Origin of the sequence: Burkholderia sp. BCC0405, assembly GCF_902833075.1 — a bacterium.
In the GTDB taxonomy this organism is placed as follows: domain Bacteria; phylum Pseudomonadota; class Gammaproteobacteria; order Burkholderiales; family Burkholderiaceae; genus Burkholderia.
Genome location: NZ_CADFEO010000004.1, coordinates 237,587 through 252,491 on the forward strand (window position 1 = coordinate 237,587; position 14,905 = coordinate 252,491).

Annotated in this window: 16 protein-coding genes; 10 read left to right on the forward strand and 6 right to left on the reverse strand. The window is 65.3% G+C overall.

All coding sequences use genetic code 11. From position 1 onward, the window contains the following. Nucleotides 1-9: 9 nt before the first annotated feature. Both HWX36_RS08410 and HWX36_RS08415 read left to right on the forward strand, forming a co-directional pair. Complete coding sequence (locus HWX36_RS08410) at nucleotides 10-945, forward strand: electron transfer flavoprotein subunit alpha/FixB family protein (protein ID WP_175951679.1); 936 nt, start codon at nucleotides 10-12, stop codon at nucleotides 943-945. Between the two features lie 98 nt (nucleotides 946-1,043). Further along, nucleotides 1,044-2,834: an acyl-CoA dehydrogenase gene (locus tag HWX36_RS08415; RefSeq protein WP_175951680.1), complete on the forward strand. Its 1,791-nt coding sequence runs from the start codon at nucleotides 1,044-1,046 to the stop codon at nucleotides 2,832-2,834. Between the two features lie 92 nt (nucleotides 2,835-2,926). On the opposite strand, the gene HWX36_RS08420 is transcribed toward HWX36_RS08415, so the two are convergent. After that, nucleotides 2,927-4,213: a D-amino acid dehydrogenase gene (locus tag HWX36_RS08420; RefSeq protein ID WP_175951681.1), complete on the reverse strand. Its 1,287-nt coding sequence runs from the start codon at nucleotides 4,211-4,213 to the stop codon at nucleotides 2,927-2,929. A 145-nt stretch (nucleotides 4,214-4,358) separates the two neighbouring features. Between HWX36_RS08420 and HWX36_RS08425 the strand changes: the two genes are divergently transcribed. Further along, a complete protein-coding gene (locus tag HWX36_RS08425; RefSeq protein ID WP_175951682.1) occupies nucleotides 4,359-4,847 on the forward strand; it encodes an Lrp/AsnC ligand binding domain-containing protein in 489 nt (162 codons plus the stop codon). A 90-nt stretch (nucleotides 4,848-4,937) separates the two neighbouring features. Continuing rightward, complete coding sequence (locus tag HWX36_RS08430) at nucleotides 4,938-6,125, forward strand: PA0069 family radical SAM protein (RefSeq protein WP_175951683.1); 1,188 nt, start codon at nucleotides 4,938-4,940, stop codon at nucleotides 6,123-6,125. Nucleotides 6,126-6,174: 49 nt separating this feature from the next. On the opposite strand, the gene HWX36_RS08435 is transcribed toward HWX36_RS08430, so the two are convergent. Together HWX36_RS08435 and HWX36_RS08440 are read right to left on the reverse strand one after the other, a co-directional pair. Then, nucleotides 6,175-6,642: a TM2 domain-containing protein gene (locus tag HWX36_RS08435; RefSeq protein WP_039370986.1), complete on the reverse strand. Its 468-nt coding sequence runs from the start codon at nucleotides 6,640-6,642 to the stop codon at nucleotides 6,175-6,177. Between the two features lie 109 nt (nucleotides 6,643-6,751). Continuing rightward, on the reverse strand, nucleotides 6,752-7,891 hold the full coding sequence (locus HWX36_RS08440) for a PQQ-dependent sugar dehydrogenase (RefSeq protein WP_175951684.1): 1,140 nt from the start codon (nucleotides 7,889-7,891) through the stop codon (nucleotides 6,752-6,754). Nucleotides 7,892-8,044: 153 nt separating this feature from the next. Between HWX36_RS08440 and rpsP the strand changes: the two genes are divergently transcribed. The 6 genes from rpsP to HWX36_RS08470 all read left to right on the forward strand — a co-directional run bounded on the left by rpsP (nucleotide 8,045) and on the right by HWX36_RS08470 (nucleotide 12,174). Then, nucleotides 8,045-8,299, forward strand: a complete 255-nt coding sequence (rpsP, locus tag HWX36_RS08445; protein ID WP_006476550.1) for a 30S ribosomal protein S16 — start codon at nucleotides 8,045-8,047, stop codon at nucleotides 8,297-8,299. Nucleotides 8,300-8,341: 42 nt separating this feature from the next. Next, nucleotides 8,342-9,019, forward strand: coding sequence for a ribosome maturation factor RimM (rimM, locus tag HWX36_RS08450; RefSeq protein ID WP_175951685.1), 678 nt, complete (start codon nucleotides 8,342-8,344; stop codon nucleotides 9,017-9,019). 1 nt (nucleotide 9,020) lies between these two features. Next, nucleotides 9,021-9,815, forward strand: a complete 795-nt coding sequence (gene trmD, locus HWX36_RS08455) for a tRNA (guanosine(37)-N1)-methyltransferase TrmD (protein ID WP_175951686.1) — start codon at nucleotides 9,021-9,023, stop codon at nucleotides 9,813-9,815. A gap of 133 nt (nucleotides 9,816-9,948) precedes the next feature. Next, entirely contained in the window at nucleotides 9,949-10,341 is a 393-nt protein-coding gene (gene rplS, locus HWX36_RS08460) for a 50S ribosomal protein L19 (protein ID WP_006753174.1), read from the forward strand. Between the two features lie 87 nt (nucleotides 10,342-10,428). Continuing rightward, entirely contained in the window at nucleotides 10,429-11,115 is a 687-nt protein-coding gene (locus tag HWX36_RS08465) for a CoA pyrophosphatase (RefSeq protein ID WP_175951687.1), read from the forward strand. 120 nt (nucleotides 11,116-11,235) lie between these two features. Then, complete coding sequence (locus tag HWX36_RS08470) at nucleotides 11,236-12,174, forward strand: CobD/CbiB family protein (RefSeq protein ID WP_043181898.1); 939 nt, start codon at nucleotides 11,236-11,238, stop codon at nucleotides 12,172-12,174. Between the two features lie 64 nt (nucleotides 12,175-12,238). On the opposite strand, the gene HWX36_RS08475 is transcribed toward HWX36_RS08470, so the two are convergent. From HWX36_RS08475 to HWX36_RS08485, 3 genes are all read right to left on the reverse strand, one after another. After that, nucleotides 12,239-12,556, reverse strand: a complete 318-nt coding sequence (locus tag HWX36_RS08475) for a hypothetical protein (RefSeq protein ID WP_011351362.1) — start codon at nucleotides 12,554-12,556, stop codon at nucleotides 12,239-12,241. Between the two features lie 64 nt (nucleotides 12,557-12,620). Next, entirely contained in the window at nucleotides 12,621-13,562 is a 942-nt protein-coding gene (gene rsgA, locus HWX36_RS08480) for a ribosome small subunit-dependent GTPase A (protein ID WP_175951688.1), read from the reverse strand. Next, entirely contained in the window at nucleotides 13,559-14,818 is a 1,260-nt protein-coding gene (locus tag HWX36_RS08485) for a M48 family metallopeptidase (protein WP_175951689.1), read from the reverse strand. The genes rsgA and HWX36_RS08485 overlap by 4 nt, the downstream gene beginning before the upstream one ends. Between the last annotated feature and the right edge of the window lie 87 nt (nucleotides 14,819-14,905).

A 14,905-nucleotide genomic window follows, 5' to 3' on the forward strand; every position in this document is an offset into this window, starting at 1 on the left:
CGCAAAGAAATGACGATTCTGGTGATTGCAGAACACGACAACGCGTCGATCAAGGCCGCGACGCTGAACACGGTGGCGGCGGCAGCGAAGATTGGCGGCGACATTCACGTGCTGGTCGCGGGCCACAATGCGCAGGGTGCAGCCGACGCGGCAGCGAAGATCGCAGGCGTGTCGAAGGTACTCCTGGCCGACGCGCCGCAACTCGAAGCGGGCCTCGCGGAAAACGTCGAAGCGACCGCGCTGAACATCGCGAAGGATTACTCGCACATCCTCGCGCCGGCTACGGCCTACGGCAAGAACATCGCGCCGCGTATCGCTGCGAAGCTCGACGTCGCGCAGATCTCGGACATCACGGCGGTCGATTCGGCCGACACGTTCGAGCGCCCGATCTACGCGGGCAACGCGATCGCGACGGTGCAGTCGAGCGACCCGATCAAGGTCATCACGGTGCGTGCGACGGGTTTCGATCCGGTGGCAGCCGAAGGCGGCAGCGCGGCGGTCGAGAAGATCGAAGCGGCGGCAGATGCAGGCAAGTCGCAGTTCGTGAGCCGTGAAGTGACGAAGCTGGACCGTCCGGAACTCACGAGCGCGAGCATCATCGTGTCGGGCGGCCGCGGTCTGGGCAGCGGCGAGAACTACACCAAGGTGCTGGAGCCGCTGGCGGACAAGCTGAGCGCGGCACTGGGCGCCTCGCGCGCGGCAGTCGACGCCGGATACGTGCCGAACGACTACCAAGTCGGTCAGACCGGCAAGATCGTCGCACCGCAGCTGTACATCGCGGTCGGCATCTCGGGTGCGATTCAGCATCTGGCTGGCATGAAGGATTCGAAGGTGATCGTTGCGATCAACAAGGATCCGGAAGCGCCGATCTTCAGCGTGGCCGACTACGGCCTCGTCGGCGATCTGTTCGCGCTCGTGCCGGAGCTCGTAGCCGAGCTCGGCTAAAGCAGTGTGACGCTTCGGCGGTAAGCACACGAGAAGAGGGGCGCGACGAGCGCCCCTTTTTTTCGCCATCGACAGAAGGGAGAAGAGGGAGACACGCCATGAGCTATCACGCCCCCGTCAAGGACATGCTGTTCGTGCTGAAGGAACTGGCCGGCATCGACGCCGTTGCGCAGTTGCCGGGCTTCGAGGATGCCGGTTACGACACGGCGCAGGCCGTGCTCGACGAATCCGCGAAATTCTGCGGCGAGGTGCTGGCCCCGCTGAACGTCGAAGGCGACCGCAACCCGAGCAGTTGGAAGGACGGCGTCGTGACCGCGACGCCGGGCTTCGGCGACGCGTTCCGCCAGTTCGTCGAAGGCGGCTGGCAGGGGCTGCAGCATCCGGCCGAGTACGACGGCCAGGGGCTGCCGAAGCTGATCGCGACGCCGTGCATCGAGATGCTGAACGCGTCGAACCTGTCGTTCGCGCTGTGTCCGCTGCTCACCGACGGCGCGATCGAGGCGCTGCTGACGGCCGGCACCGACGAGCAGAAGCAGCGCTACGTGCCGAAACTGATCTCGGGCGAATGGACCGGCACGATGAACCTGACCGAGCCGCAGGCGGGCTCCGATCTGGCGCTGGTGCGCTCGCGCGCGGAGCCGCAGGGCGACGGCACGTACAAGGTGTTCGGCACGAAGATCTTCATCACGTGGGGCGAGCACGACATGGCGGAGAACATCGTCCACCTGGTGCTGGCGCGCACGCCGAACGCGCCGGAAGGCGTGAAGGGCATCTCGCTGTTCATCGTGCCGAAGTTCATGGTCAACGACGACGGCTCGCTGGGCGCGCGCAACGACGTGCACTGCGTGTCGATCGAGCACAAGCTCGGGATCAAGGCGAGCCCGACGGCGGTGCTGCAATATGGCGACCATGGCGGCGCGATCGGCTACCTGGTCGGCGAGGAAAACCGCGGCCTCGAATACATGTTCATCATGATGAACGCGGCGCGCTTCGGGGTCGGGATGCAAGGGATCGGCGTGGCCGACCGTGCGTACCAGAAGGCGGCGGAATTCGCGAAGGAGCGCGTGCAGAGCCGCCCGGTGGACGGTTCGGCCAGGCAGTCGGTGACGATCATCCATCACCCGGACGTGCGCCGCATGCTCGGCACGATGCGCGCGCTGACCGAAGGCGCGCGGGCGCTGGCCTACGTGGCCGCCGCGCACAGCGACATTGCCCACCGCCATTCGGACGAGGCGACGCGTGCGCGTCATCAGGCAATCTACGAGTATCTGGTGCCGGTCGTGAAGGGCTGGAGCACGGAGATGGTGAACGACGTGGCGAGCCTGGGCGTGCAGGTGCACGGCGGGATGGGCTTCATCGAGGAGACGGGTGCGGCGCAGTATTACCGCGATGCACGTATCCTGGCGATCTACGAAGGCACGACGGCGATCCAGGCGAACGACCTGGTGGGCCGCAAGACGATGCGCGACGGCGGCGCGGTGGCGAAGGCGCTGATCGCGGAGATCGGCGAGACGGTGGCGGCGCTGGGCAAGCTGGACGGCGCGGCGGCCGCGTCGGTGAAGGCGCAACTGGAGAAGGGGGCGAAGGCGCTGTCGTCGGTGGTGGATTACGTGGTGGCGAACGTGAAGCAGGACCCGAACGCGGTGTTCGCGGGCAGCGTGCCGTACCTGAAGCTGGCGGGCGTGGTGCTGTGCGGGTGGCAGATGGGCCGCGCGCTGGTGGCGGCGCAGGCGAAGCGCGCGAGCGACCCGGCGTTCTTCGATGCGAAGATCGCGATCGCGCAATGCTACGCGGAGCACGTGCTGGTGCAGGCCGGCGCGCTCGAAGCGTCGATCGTCGGCACGAAAGGCAACGAGGGCGTGCTCGCGTTGACGGAAGACCAGTTCTGATCGGCTGACGATTCGATGAAATGAGAAAGGCGCCACCGAGGCGCCTTTCTATCTGATGCCTGCCGGCCTGTATGGCCGCGGGCGTCGTCGGCTTATGCGTATGCCGGGCGCGTCTGGCCGGCCACGTCCTTCAGGTAACGATGCACCGACAGGTCGTCGGCCTGGATCGCGGGCATCTTGCCCGAGATCAGATCCGCGAGCAGCTGGCCCGAGCCGCACGACATCGTCCAGCCGAGCGTGCCGTGGCCGGTGTTCAGGAACAGGTTCGACACCGGCGTGCGGCCGACGATCGGCGTGCCGTCCGGCGTCATCGGGCGCAGGCCCGTCCAGAACGTCGCCTTTGACGTGTCGCCGCCACCCGGGAACAGGTCGTTCACGCACATTTCGAGCGTTTCGCGGCGCGCGGCGCGCAGCTTCTTGTCGAATCCGACGATTTCCGCCATGCCGCCGACGCGGATGCGCTGGTCGAAACGCGTGATTGCGATCTTGTAGGTCTCGTCAAGCACGGTCGACACGGGCGCGGCCGCTTCGTTGACGATCGGCGCGGTGATCGAATAGCCCTTCAGCGGATAGACGGGGATCTTCATCAGGTTCGAGATGAAGCGGGTCGAGTACGAGCCGAGCGCGACGACGTACGCGTCCGCGCGCACCGTCTCGCTGCTGCACTGCACGCCGGCGATCTTGCCGCCCGCGATCGCGAGCGCATCGATCGGCGTGTTGTAGCGGAATTTCACGCCGAGCGATTCCGCGAGCGCTGCCAGGCGCGTCGTGAACAGCTGGCAGTCGCCCGTTTCGTCACCCGGTAGTCGCAGGCCGCCCGTCAGCTTGTGCGAGACGGCGGCGAGTGCCGGTTCGGCTCTCTTCAGGTCGGCCGGCGACAGCAGTTCGAACGGCACGTTCGCTTCCTGCAGGACGGCGATGTCCTTCGCCGCGCCGTCGAGTTGCTGCTGCGTGCGGAACAGCTGCAGCGTGCCGCCCGTGCGCCCTTCGTACTGGATGCCGGTATCGGCGCGCAGTGCCTGCAGGCAGTCACGGCTGTATTCGGCGAGGCGGACCATGCGACCCTTGTTGACTGCATAGCGCTCGGCCGTGCAGTTGCGCAGCATCTGGTACATCCACTGGAGCTGGAAGCGCGTGCCGTCGAGGCGGATTGCGAGCGGCGCATGCTTTTCGAACATCCACTTGACGGCCTTCAACGGCACGCCGGGTGCGGCCCACGGCGCGGCATAGCCGGGGGAGATCTGGCCTGCGTTCGCGAAGCTCGTCTCGAGCGCCGGGCCTGCCTCCCGGTCGATCACCGTGACTTCATGACCGGCGCGCGCGAGGTAATACGCGCTTGCCACGCCCACCACACCGCTGCCCAGAATGACGACTCGCATAGCTGCTCCAGATGGAAGGGACCAGATCGAGGCCGGGCGCACATGCGGCTCGGTGTAACCTCTAGCTGATCTAGTTTTTTGCGCTATGGTATTGTCGAATGTGTAGGTTTTGTTATCGTATTTTTCAGGTTTTCAGCATAAACAAATGAGAACGCAACGTCAGCCCGTACGCTCGCTCGACAAGCTCGACCGGCGCATCCTGAAACTGCTCCAGAACGACGGCCGGATGGCGATGAAGGACCTCGCGGAACAGGTCGGACTGACCGTCACGCCGTGTATCGAGCGCGTGCGGCGCATGGAGCGGGATGGCGTGATCACCGGCTATCACGCGCGCGTCGATCCCCACCAGCTCGATGCCGCGCTTCTGGTGTTCGTCGAGATCACGCTCGGCCACAAGGGCGGCAACATGTTCGAACAATTCCGCCGGGAAGTGATGAAGATCGACGAGGTGCTCGAATGCCATCTTGTGTCCGGTGATTTCGACTACCTGATCAAGGCGCGGATCGGCGAGATGGCCGACTACCGGAAGCTGCTCGGCGACATCCTGCTGCAGTTGCCCGGCGCCGTGCAGTCGAAGAGCTATGTCGTGATGGAAGAAATCAAGGAGACGCTGACGATCGCGGTGGGTGACTGACGCGCCTGCGGCAGGCAGTCGGGCCCTTTATCCTGCCCTTGGCATGCTGCGCCCAATACTGTATAAATGTACAGTATTGGGCGCAGGCGAATGGACGGGCACATGGACGATCGATCCGACAACGAATTTCCGGTAGCGCCGCCCGTGCCCCGCAAGGGGCGCGGTGCGGTCGACAACCTGCAGGGGCGATACGAAATCGCGCAGCGTGAAGCGGTCGACGACGGCTGGACACACGAGTCGGATGATGCCGATTTCCCCGCGCCCTTGCGCACGCAGGTCTTCGAGGAGCGTGCGAAGAGCATCCTGACGCACAACCAGTCGCCCGACATTCCGTTCAGCGTATCGCTCAATCCGTATCGCGGCTGCGAGCACGGTTGCATCTATTGTTTCGCGCGGCCGACGCACAGTTATCTCGGCCTGTCGCCGGGGCTCGATTTCGAAAGCCGCATCTATGCAAAGGTCAATGCGGCCGAACTGCTCGAGCGCGAGATTTCACGCAAGCGCTACGTGCCGGAGCCGATCGCGCTCGGCGTCAACACCGACGCCTACCAGCCGGTCGAGCGCGACCTGCGCATCACGCGCAGCGTGATCCAGGTGATGCACGATCGCGGGCTGCCGTTCGCCGCGATCACGAAGTCATCGCTGATCGAGCGCGATCTCGACCTGCTTGCGCCGATGGCCGAACGCGGGCAAGTGATGGCGGCGGTGACGATCACGACGCTCGATGCCGATATTGCGCGCACGCTCGAGCCGCGCGCGGCAACACCGGCGCGACGGTTGCGTACGATTCGCGCACTGAGCGAAGCGGGCGTGCCGGTCGGCGTGAGCATTGCACCGGTGATTCCGTTCGTCACCGAGCCCGATATGGAGCGTGTGCTCGAGGCGTGCGCGGAAGCGGGCGCGACGCATGCGAGCTACATCATCCTGAGGCTGCCGTGGGAAGTCGCGCCGCTGTTCAAGAACTGGCTTGCCGCGCATTTTCCCGATCGCGCGGAGCGCGTGATGAACCGCGTGCGCGACATGCGCGGCGGGAAAGACTACGACTCGGATTTCTCGAAACGGATGAAGGGCGAGGGGATCTGGGCCGACCTGTTGCGGCAGCGCTTCCGCCAGGCCGTTAAGCGGCTCGGGCTGAACGAGCGCACGAACGGCATTCTCGATCTGTCGCAGTTTCGCGGTGCGCCGGCCACCGCTGAGCCGGCGCTGCGCGTTGCTGTTCGTTCAGCCGCCAAGTGGTCGACGCAGTCGCGTGACGACACGCAATTGAATCTGTTCTGACCAGCGTGCTAAACCGGCGTGCGGCGCCGGTGCGTAGCGGTCGTTACACTTATTGCGAAATCTGCTTGGCCGCTTCGACCTGCGACTCGAAATACGTCTGGAACGACAGTGCGAGTGCGGTCATCAGCAGGAATGCACCGATCAGCAGCGAGAAGATCACCACGAAGATCACGGTCCAGCCCGACTTGCTGTGCTTGCCCGTCTCCGCGTTGAATTGCGCGTCCCATTTTTCGTCGGGACGCAGCCCGTAGACGAGCGCGGCGAGGAATGCTGCCAGCAACGAGATTGCGCCGGGTACCGCGAGCCACCAGCCGAGGCCGGCGCTGCGCTGGGTTGCGGCGAGCAGTAGGAAGCCCGGGATGCCGACGATCGTCGCGAGCAGGTGCGCCCAGCCGAACACGTCGCGGAAGCCATATAGATAGAAGCGGTGCGCGCCGAGCGATCCGAACAGGAACGCAAGGGCGGCGGTGAGCGTCTTGGAACGAAAGCGGCGGGACGGTGCGGTGCTGCTGGACATGGATGGCGGCGTATTGGCGTTGGCATGGGCGGCCGGCAGGCCGGCGCGGGCACGCGGCCCGGCCCGCATTCTACGATGCCCGATCGGGCCCGGTCACCCCTGTCCTGCGTCAAGGTGCCGCATAGGTCACACGGTAGATCGCGCCCGCGTAGTCGTCGCTGACGAGCAGCGAGCCGTCCGGCAGCGGCAACACGTCGGCCGGGCGTCCCCATACCGTGCCGTCGGGCCGCAGCCAGCCCGTAACGAACGGGGTCTGGCGCGCCTGGCTGCCATCCGCCGAGACGACGACGCGCATCACGCGGTACCCGACCTTCGTGCTGCGATTCCACGAGCCGTGTTCGGCGATGAAGATGTTATTGCGATACGACGCCGGAAACATCGGCCCTGTATAAAAGCGCATGCCGAGTGCTGCGACGTGTGCGCCGAGTTTCAATACGGGCGGCACATAGCGGCGGCATACGTCGGCGCTGCCGAATTCGGGGTCGGGCGTATCGCCGCCGTGGCAGTACGGAAAGCCGAAGTCGAGGCCGGCGCGTGGCGCGCGGTTCAGTTTATCGTCGGGCACGTCGTCACCCATCATGTCGCGCCCGTTATCCGTAAACCAAAGCTCGCCTGAATCGGGGTGCCACGCAAAGCCGACCGTATTGCGTACGCCGCGGGCAACAACCTCGCTCCCGCTGCCGTCCGCCTTCATGCGCGCGATGATTGCATAGCGGCTGCGATCGGCGAGACACACGTTGCACGGTGCGCCGGTCGGCACATACAGCTTGCCGTCGGGGCCGAACGCGATGAATTTCCAGCCGTGATGGTGTTCGGTCGGCAGCGTGCCGGTGACGACGGCGGGTGCGGGCGGTGTGGCGAGCCGGTCGTCGATATGATCGAGACGCAGGATGCGCGATACGGCGGATATGTAGAGTGCGCCGCCACGGTAGGCGACGCCGACGGGCATGTCGAGCCCGGACGCGATCACGTAGCGCGCGCTGATCCGTCCCTCGTGCAACACGAACGCATGCACGCGGCCTTCCCGTGTGCCGACATACAGGATGCCACGCGGCGACCACGCCATTTCGCGGGCGGTCGGTACCGCGTCGGTCAGTACTTCGACGTGGAAGCCGGATGGCACGACGAGTTCGCCCACCGGCAACGGCGCGGCAGGCGTCGGTGCGGACGCGAGGCAGGCAAGGCCGGCAAGCAGCGCCGCGAAACGGTGCTGCGCACGGCGCATCGAGGCGGCGCGTAGGGGCGGCATGACGGTGTGAAACGTCCCGGACACGACGATTGTATGCCCGGCGGGCAGGCCGCCTCCGGATTTTTTGCGCGTAAGTGTTTGTTGTACCTCCGGTTTCCGGCTATAATCGCGTGTTTCAGTAGTTTCGAACCCGGTTTTCCCGAAGGACATCATATGGTTATCATCCGTCTGGCTCGTGGCGGCTCGAAGAAGCGCCCGTTCTACAACATCGTTGCTACCGATTCGCGCAACCGTCGTGACGGCCGCTTCATCGAGCGCGTCGGCTTCTACAACCCGGTCGCTACGAAGGGCGAATCGCTGCGTATCGCTCAGGATCGCCTGACGTACTGGCAAGGCGTTGGCGCGCAACTGTCGCCGACCGTCCAGCGTCTCGTGAAGGAAGCGCAAAAGGCGCAACCGGCTGCCTAACATGGCACGGTGTGCCGGTCGTGCCGGCTGTGAGGTGCATTAATGGCGGGTCACGATTCCGGTAATGCAAAGCGCGGGCGTGCGTCGTTTGGCGCATTCGTCCGCAAGCCGGTCGAGCGCGACGCTGTCGCGAACGCCGGTCAGGCCGCAGAGCAGGGCGGTCTTGAAGTGGTGCAAGCCTGGCCCGACGATGCCGTCGAGGTCGGGGCGGTGGTCGACGCCTATGGCCTGAAGGGTTGGGTCAAGGTGGCGACGCACGCCGACGCCGGTCGCGGTGGCGATGCGCTGCTCAAGGCACGTCACTGGTGGCTGGAGCGTGGTGCGGAGCGGCTTTCCGTTCGCATCATGCAGTCGAAGACGCACAGCGACACAGTCGTTGCGCAACTCGCTGGCGTCAGCGACCGCGATGCCGCGCTGGCTATGCGCGGCTTTCGCGTGTTCGTGCGCCGGGAAGATTTCCCGGCATTGGCCGCGGACGAATTCTATTGGGTCGACCTGATCGGTCTCGACGTCGTCAACGAGCAATCGGTGGCACTCGGGAAGGTGAGCGGGATGATCGACAATGGTGTGCATTCGATCATGCGTGTCGAGTATCCGGCGACCGGCAAAGATGGTCAGCCGACCACCGACGAGCGGTTGATTCCGTTCGTCGGCGTATACGTCAAAACGGTGGATCAGGCGGCGCGTCGTATCGTCGTCGACTGGGAAGCCGATTACTGAAATGAACCAGGTTACCGAGAGCGCGGTGCAGTTCGACGTCGTCACGCTCTTCCCCGAGATGTTCCGTGCACTGACCGACTGGGGGATCACCAGCCGGGCCGTCAAGCAAGGGCGCTTCGGGCTGCGCACCTGGAACCCGCGTGATTTCACGACGGACAACTACCGCACGGTCGACGATCGTCCGTACGGCGGCGGTCCGGGCATGGTGATGCTGGCCAGGCCGCTCGAAGCCGCGATCGGTGCCGCGAAAGCGGCGCAGGCTGAGCAGGGTATCGCGAGCACGCGTGTCGTGATGATGTCGCCGCAGGGCGCGCCGCTCACGCATGAGCGTGCGGTGCGGATGGCGCAGGAACCCGGTGTCGTCGTGCTGTGCGGCCGCTATGAGGCGATCGACCAGCGCCTGCTCGATCGTTGCGTCGACGAAGAAATCAGCCTCGGCGATTTCGTCCTGTCCGGCGGGGAATTGCCGGCGATGGCGATGATGGATGCCGTCGTGCGGTTGTTGCCCGGTGTGCTGAACGATTCGCTGTCGGCCGTGCAAGATAGTTTCGCTGACGGCCTGCTCGATTGTCCGCACTACACGCGCCCCGAGGAATACGACGGCGTGCGTGTGCCGGACGTGCTGCTCGGCGGGCATCATGCCGAGATCGAGCGGTGGCGGCGCCAGGAAGCATTGAGGAATACGTTGCGGAAGCGGCCGGACCTGATCGTCCGGGCGCGCCGCGAGAAGTTGTTGAGCCGTGCCGACGAGGCGTGGCTTGCGAACCTCGCACGCGAAGCGAAGGACGCCTCCTGAGGCGGTGTCGCGAGCGGGAATTGGCGGTGCCGTGCATGCGTGCGCGGCGCCTGATGTGAATCCATCCTCTATCGGGGCCATGCCTGGAAGCAGGCAGGCGCAAACGCCGACACGATGGCAATAGGAGTCAGTGATGAACCTCATCGCAAAACTTGAGCAGGAAGAAATCGAGCGCGCGCTCGCCGGCAAGACGATCCCCGAATTCGCCCCGGGCGATACGGTGATCGTGAACGTGAACGTGGTTGAAGGTAACCGCAAGCGCGTTCAGGCTTACGAAGGCGTCGTGATCGCGATTCGCAACCGTGGCCTGAACTCGAACTTCATCGTCCGCAAGATCTCGTCGGGCGAAGGTGTCGAGCGTACGTTCCAGACGTACTCGCCGCTGCTGGCAAGCATCGTCGTGAAGCGCCGCGGTGATGTGCGTCGTGCGAAGCTGTACTACCTGCGCGAGCGTTCGGGCAAGTCGGCTCGTATCAAGGAAAAGCTGGTGTCGAAGGATCGCGCCGCAGCAGCTTCCCAAGAGTAAGAGCTGTAAGGAAAAAGCACCCAACCGGGTGCTTTTTTCATTCTGGCGCGAGAATATGCTCGATACGACACGAACCCGAGAGCCCCATTGAATCGCCGCCCCATCATCGATCCCGAAGTCCTGCCGGTCGAAGGCACCGGCGCCGGCCTGCCGGCCATCGATTCCCGCCTGATGACGCCGTCCGGCCTGCGCGACCGTTTCGCGCGCACGCTCGAATGGAGCGTCGAGCCCGGTGAAGCGAGGCTGCAGGAGGGCGTCGATCCACGCAGCGCGGCCGTCCTCGTGCCGCTCGTCGTCCGCGAGTCTGGCCTCACCATGCTGCTGACCCAGCGCGCCGACCACCTGAACGACCACGCCGGACAGATCAGCTTCCCCGGCGGTCGTCGCGAACCGTTCGATCACGATGCAACCGCAACCGCGTTGCGCGAGGCGAAGGAAGAGATCGGGCTGGCAGCCGAACGGGTCGAGATCCTCGGCGCGCTGCCCGACTACCTGACCGGCACAGGTTTTTGCGTGACGCCGGTGGTGGGCCTCGTGCATCCGCCGTTCACCGTGCAGGCCGACACGTTCGAAGTTGCCGAGATTTTCGAGGTGCCGCTCGCGTTCCTGATGAATCCCGCGAACCATCAGGTCCGCGTGTTCCGCTGGGAAGGCGGCGAGCGTAGTTTTTTTGCGATGCCCTATCCGAATGGCGAGCCCGGCGGGCATTACTTCATCTGGGGCGCAACTGCCGGCATGTTGCGCAATCTGTACCGCTTCTTGGCCGCCGGCTAGGTGCATGCGGCGGCGGGCGCTCGCGGCTGGTGGCCGTGCGACCGCACCGGCAGCCATCCGGCGCTTACGCTGTGCTATCGTTATGCAAAAAATGACATAACTCCGAAGACGGCGCCACGCATGACTTTCTTTTCGGTTCTTCTCGCCCTCATCATCGAACAGGTCCGCGCGTTGTCGCCGAACAATCCGGTGTTCGCGCTGTTCCAGTTTCATGCGGAAACCGTCGCGCATGGTCTCGACGCGGGCAAGCAGAAGCACGGCATCCTCGCCTGGCTTGCGGTCGTGCTGCCGTGGGTGCTGATCGTCGCGCTGATCTACTTCCTGCTGTACAAGGTGAGCTTCGTGCTCGCATTCATCTGGAACGTCGTTGTCGTGTATTTCACGCTCGGCTTCCGTCAGTTCAGCCATTACTTCACCGACATCCACCTCGCGCTCAATAACGACGACGTGCCGCGTGCACGCGAAATCCTGCACGAGTGGACAGGCATCGACACGGTCGACATGCCGGTCGGCGAAATCGTCCGCCATACGCTGATTCATGCCGTTGTCGCATCGCATCGCCACGTGTTCGGCGTGTTCTTCTGGTACGTGTTGCCGATCGGCCCGGCCGGTGCCGTGCTGTACCGGATTTCCGAATACCTCGCGCGCAGCTGGTCGACGCCGGGCGACGACCGCACGGCGGCCTTCTCGACGTTCGCGCAGCGCGCGTTCTTCGTGATCGATTGGATTCCCGCGCGATTGACCGCGCTCGGCTTCGCGATCGTCGGCAATTTCGAGGATGCGATCTATGCGTGGCGCAACCATACGCGCCAGTGGCCCGATCCGAACGATGGCGTCCTGCTGGCAGCCGGCAGCGGAGCGCTCGGCGCCCGCCTCGCGGGGCCGCTCGCGGAACCGTCGAGCCTCGATGCGCTGGCAGTCGGCGACAGCGGTCCGTTGACGGTCGGTGACGATTGCACGCCGCGGACGCTGCAATCCGCGGTTGGCCTCGTCTGGCGTGCGGTGATCCTGTGGATGATTCTGCTGCTGATGCTGACGCTTGCCGTCTGGGTGTCGTGACGGGGCAGTGCTGTACCCGATGAAAGGCAAAAGGCCGGCTGGATGCCGGCCTTTTTGCTGTGGGTCAGTCGTCTAGCGGGTCGCGCACGGCGCCGCATTGCCAGCACGCGGTGAACTGGGCTTCGAGCGCCTCGCCGCACTGCCGGCAGCGCCACGGCGCGGCGCCGGCCGACGGGCCGTGCGACGCGGCATCGAGGAGCCGGCGCGCGAGCGCGTCGTCGCGTTCGTCGTCGAGCCACAGTTCGGGCGTGCACGCGTCGGCGGGCAGGCCGCCGAGCGCGCCGGTCGCGTAGCAGTTATGCAACTCGCAACCGATGCCGGCCACCTGAAGCACGTTGGCCCAATGCTGCGCCGTCGCGAGATCGGGTGCCTTGAAACGCATCGCGGCTCCTGTCGGTGAAAGCCGGCGCATGGCACCGGCTGGCCGCCGCGCGCGTGCCGCGCGATCAGCGGACGATCTGGCTCGCCTCGTGCACGAGCTGCGCGTACAGCGCATGCCGCGACGTCGCGATACGGCCGTCTGCGACAGCTTCGAGAATCGCGCAGCCGGGTTCGTGCAGATGATGGCAATTATAGAAACGGCAGTCGGCGAGCAGCGGCCGGAACTCCGGGAAGGCGCGCTCGAGACGGCCTTCCGTCAGGTGGTAGAGGCCGAATTCCTGGAAGCCAGGTGAATCGATCAACGCGCCGCCGCCGTCCAATGGATAGAGGCGCGTGAACGTCGTCGTATGACGGCCGCTGTTGAGCGCGGCCGAAATCTCGCGCGTGGCGGCTTCGGCATCGGGAACGAGCAGGTTCACGAGCGTCGACTTGCCCATCCCGGACTGGCCGAGCAGGATCGTCGAATGCCCGGCAAGGTGCGGCATCAGTTGCGCGCGCGCGTCGTCGGGCGAGCCCTTCACCGACAGCTCGAGCACGTCGTAGCCAAGGGCGCGGTAGGGCGCGAGGCGCTCGCGCGCGACCGGCAGCGCGGCTTCGACGTCGATCTTGTTCAGCACGACGAGCGGCTTCAGCTCGTTCGCCTCGGCGGCGATCAGCGCGCGGCCGAGCAAGTCCTCGCTGAAGTAGGGCTCGGTCGCGAGCACGATCAGCAACTGGTCGAGGTTGGCCGCGAACAGCTTCGACTTGAACTGGTCGGAACGGTACAGCAGGTTGCGCCGCTCGCCGATCTCCACGATGACGCCCTGGTCGGCGGACGCGAGTTCGTACGCGACACGGTCGCCAACCGCGATATCGCTCTTCTTCCCGCGCGGGAAGCACTGCAGCATCGGGCCGCCATCGTCGGGCGCGACGATGTAGTGGCGCCCGTGCGCCGCGATCACGCGGCCTTCGGCACGTTGCGCGCCCGACGCGCGCGGGGCCGGCTTGCGGGAGGTCGGCCGGCTCATGCGTGCTGCATCAGGCGGTCGATCCGCTGCGACGCAGGCGGATGCGAGTAGTAGAAGGCCGTGTAGACGGGGTCGGGTGTCAGCGTCGACGCGTTGTCCTCATAGAGCTTCACGAGTGCGCTGACGAGATCCTGCGCGTCGGTCTGGCTGGCCGCGAATGCGTCGGCCTCGAATTCGTGCTTGCGCGACGTGAGGCTGCCGAACGGCGTCGCGAAGAACAGGAACACGGGAATCGCGAGGAAGAACAGCACGAGTGCGGCACCCGCGTTGCTCGTGTCGAGCGACGGCGTGACGCCGAGCCCCGTGTAGAACCACGTGCGTTGCGCGAGCCAGCCGAGCAGCGCGAGCAGCACGAGGCTCAGCACGAACGATACGAGCATCCGCTTCATCACGTGGCGGCGCTTGAAGTGGCCGAGTTCGTGCGCGAGCACGGCCTCGATTTCCTGGCCGGACAGGCGCGCGAGCAGCGTGTCGAAGAACACGATCCGCTTCGACGCGCCGAAGCCCGTGAAGTACGCGTTGCCGTGCGCGGAGCGGCGGCTGCCGTCCATCACGAACAGCCCCTTCGCCGCAAAGCCGCAACGCTTCATCAGCGACTCGATGCGCGCGCGCAGCGCGTCGTCCTTCAGCGGCTCGAACTTGTTGAAGATCGGTGCGATGAAGGTCGGGTAGATCAGCAGAACGAGCATCTGGAACGCGACCCAGACGATCCAGGCCCACAGCCACCACAGGCTGCCGGCCTGGTTCATCAGCCACAGCACGACGAACAGCAGCGGCAGGCCAAGTGCGGCGCCGAGCAGCGAGTTTTTCAGCATGTCGGTGAAAAACAGCCGCTTCGTCATCCGGTTGAAGCCGAAACGCTGTTCGATCCCGAACTGGCGGTAATACTCGAACGGGACGTCGATGACGCTCGTGATCACGAGCACCGCCGCGACGAGCGCGACCTGCTGCCCGTAGCCGCGGCCGAGCCAGCCGGTGAGCAGCGTGTCGAGTGCGCCGACGCCGCCGAGCAGCGTGAGGCCGACCAGCACGGCCGCGCTGACGACGATCTCGAGCATCGTCAGCCGGGTGCGCTCAACCGTATAGTCGGCCGCGCGCTGGTGGGCGGTCAGCGGGATGGTTGCGCTGAATTGCGCGGGGACGACGTTGCGGTGCGCCGCGACGAAGCGGATCTGCCGCGACGCGAGCCACAGCTTGGTGACGACCATCGCGAGCACGGCGAGCGCGAACAGCAGGGTGAACGAAAAGGGTGACATCGAAGGCGCCAAAGGGTTCTATGCGAGAATTATATGTTCTTGCGGACCGGCCTCGCTGATGCGATGCCGGCCGCCATTTTCCAGGAT

What these genes read in the sequence shown, in the direction of transcription:
- HWX36_RS08410 (WP_175951679.1), top strand. Translation starts at nt 10, where the DNA reads ATGACGATTCTGGTGATTGCAGAACACGACAACGCGTCGATCAAGGCC.
- HWX36_RS08415 (WP_175951680.1), top strand. Translation starts at nt 1,044, where the DNA reads ATGAGCTATCACGCCCCCGTCAAGGACATGCTGTTCGTGCTGAAGGAA.
- HWX36_RS08420 (WP_175951681.1), bottom strand. Translation starts at nt 4,213, where the DNA reads ATGCGAGTCGTCATTCTGGGCAGCGGTGTGGTGGGCGTGGCAAGCGCG.
- HWX36_RS08425 (WP_175951682.1), top strand. Translation starts at nt 4,359, where the DNA reads ATGAGAACGCAACGTCAGCCCGTACGCTCGCTCGACAAGCTCGACCGG.
- HWX36_RS08430 (WP_175951683.1), top strand. Translation starts at nt 4,938, where the DNA reads ATGGACGGGCACATGGACGATCGATCCGACAACGAATTTCCGGTAGCG.
- HWX36_RS08435 (WP_039370986.1), bottom strand. Translation starts at nt 6,642, where the DNA reads ATGTCCAGCAGCACCGCACCGTCCCGCCGCTTTCGTTCCAAGACGCTC.
- HWX36_RS08440 (WP_175951684.1), bottom strand. Translation starts at nt 7,891, where the DNA reads ATGCCGCCCCTACGCGCCGCCTCGATGCGCCGTGCGCAGCACCGTTTC.
- rpsP (WP_006476550.1), top strand. Translation starts at nt 8,045, where the DNA reads ATGGTTATCATCCGTCTGGCTCGTGGCGGCTCGAAGAAGCGCCCGTTC.
- rimM (WP_175951685.1), top strand. Translation starts at nt 8,342, where the DNA reads ATGGCGGGTCACGATTCCGGTAATGCAAAGCGCGGGCGTGCGTCGTTT.
- trmD (WP_175951686.1), top strand. Translation starts at nt 9,021, where the DNA reads ATGAACCAGGTTACCGAGAGCGCGGTGCAGTTCGACGTCGTCACGCTC.
- rplS (WP_006753174.1), top strand. Translation starts at nt 9,949, where the DNA reads ATGAACCTCATCGCAAAACTTGAGCAGGAAGAAATCGAGCGCGCGCTC.
- HWX36_RS08470 (WP_043181898.1), top strand. Translation starts at nt 11,236, where the DNA reads ATGACTTTCTTTTCGGTTCTTCTCGCCCTCATCATCGAACAGGTCCGC.
- HWX36_RS08475 (WP_011351362.1), bottom strand. Translation starts at nt 12,556, where the DNA reads ATGCGTTTCAAGGCACCCGATCTCGCGACGGCGCAGCATTGGGCCAAC.
- rsgA (WP_175951688.1), bottom strand. Translation starts at nt 13,562, where the DNA reads ATGAGCCGGCCGACCTCCCGCAAGCCGGCCCCGCGCGCGTCGGGCGCG.
- HWX36_RS08485 (WP_175951689.1), bottom strand. Translation starts at nt 14,818, where the DNA reads ATGTCACCCTTTTCGTTCACCCTGCTGTTCGCGCTCGCCGTGCTCGCG.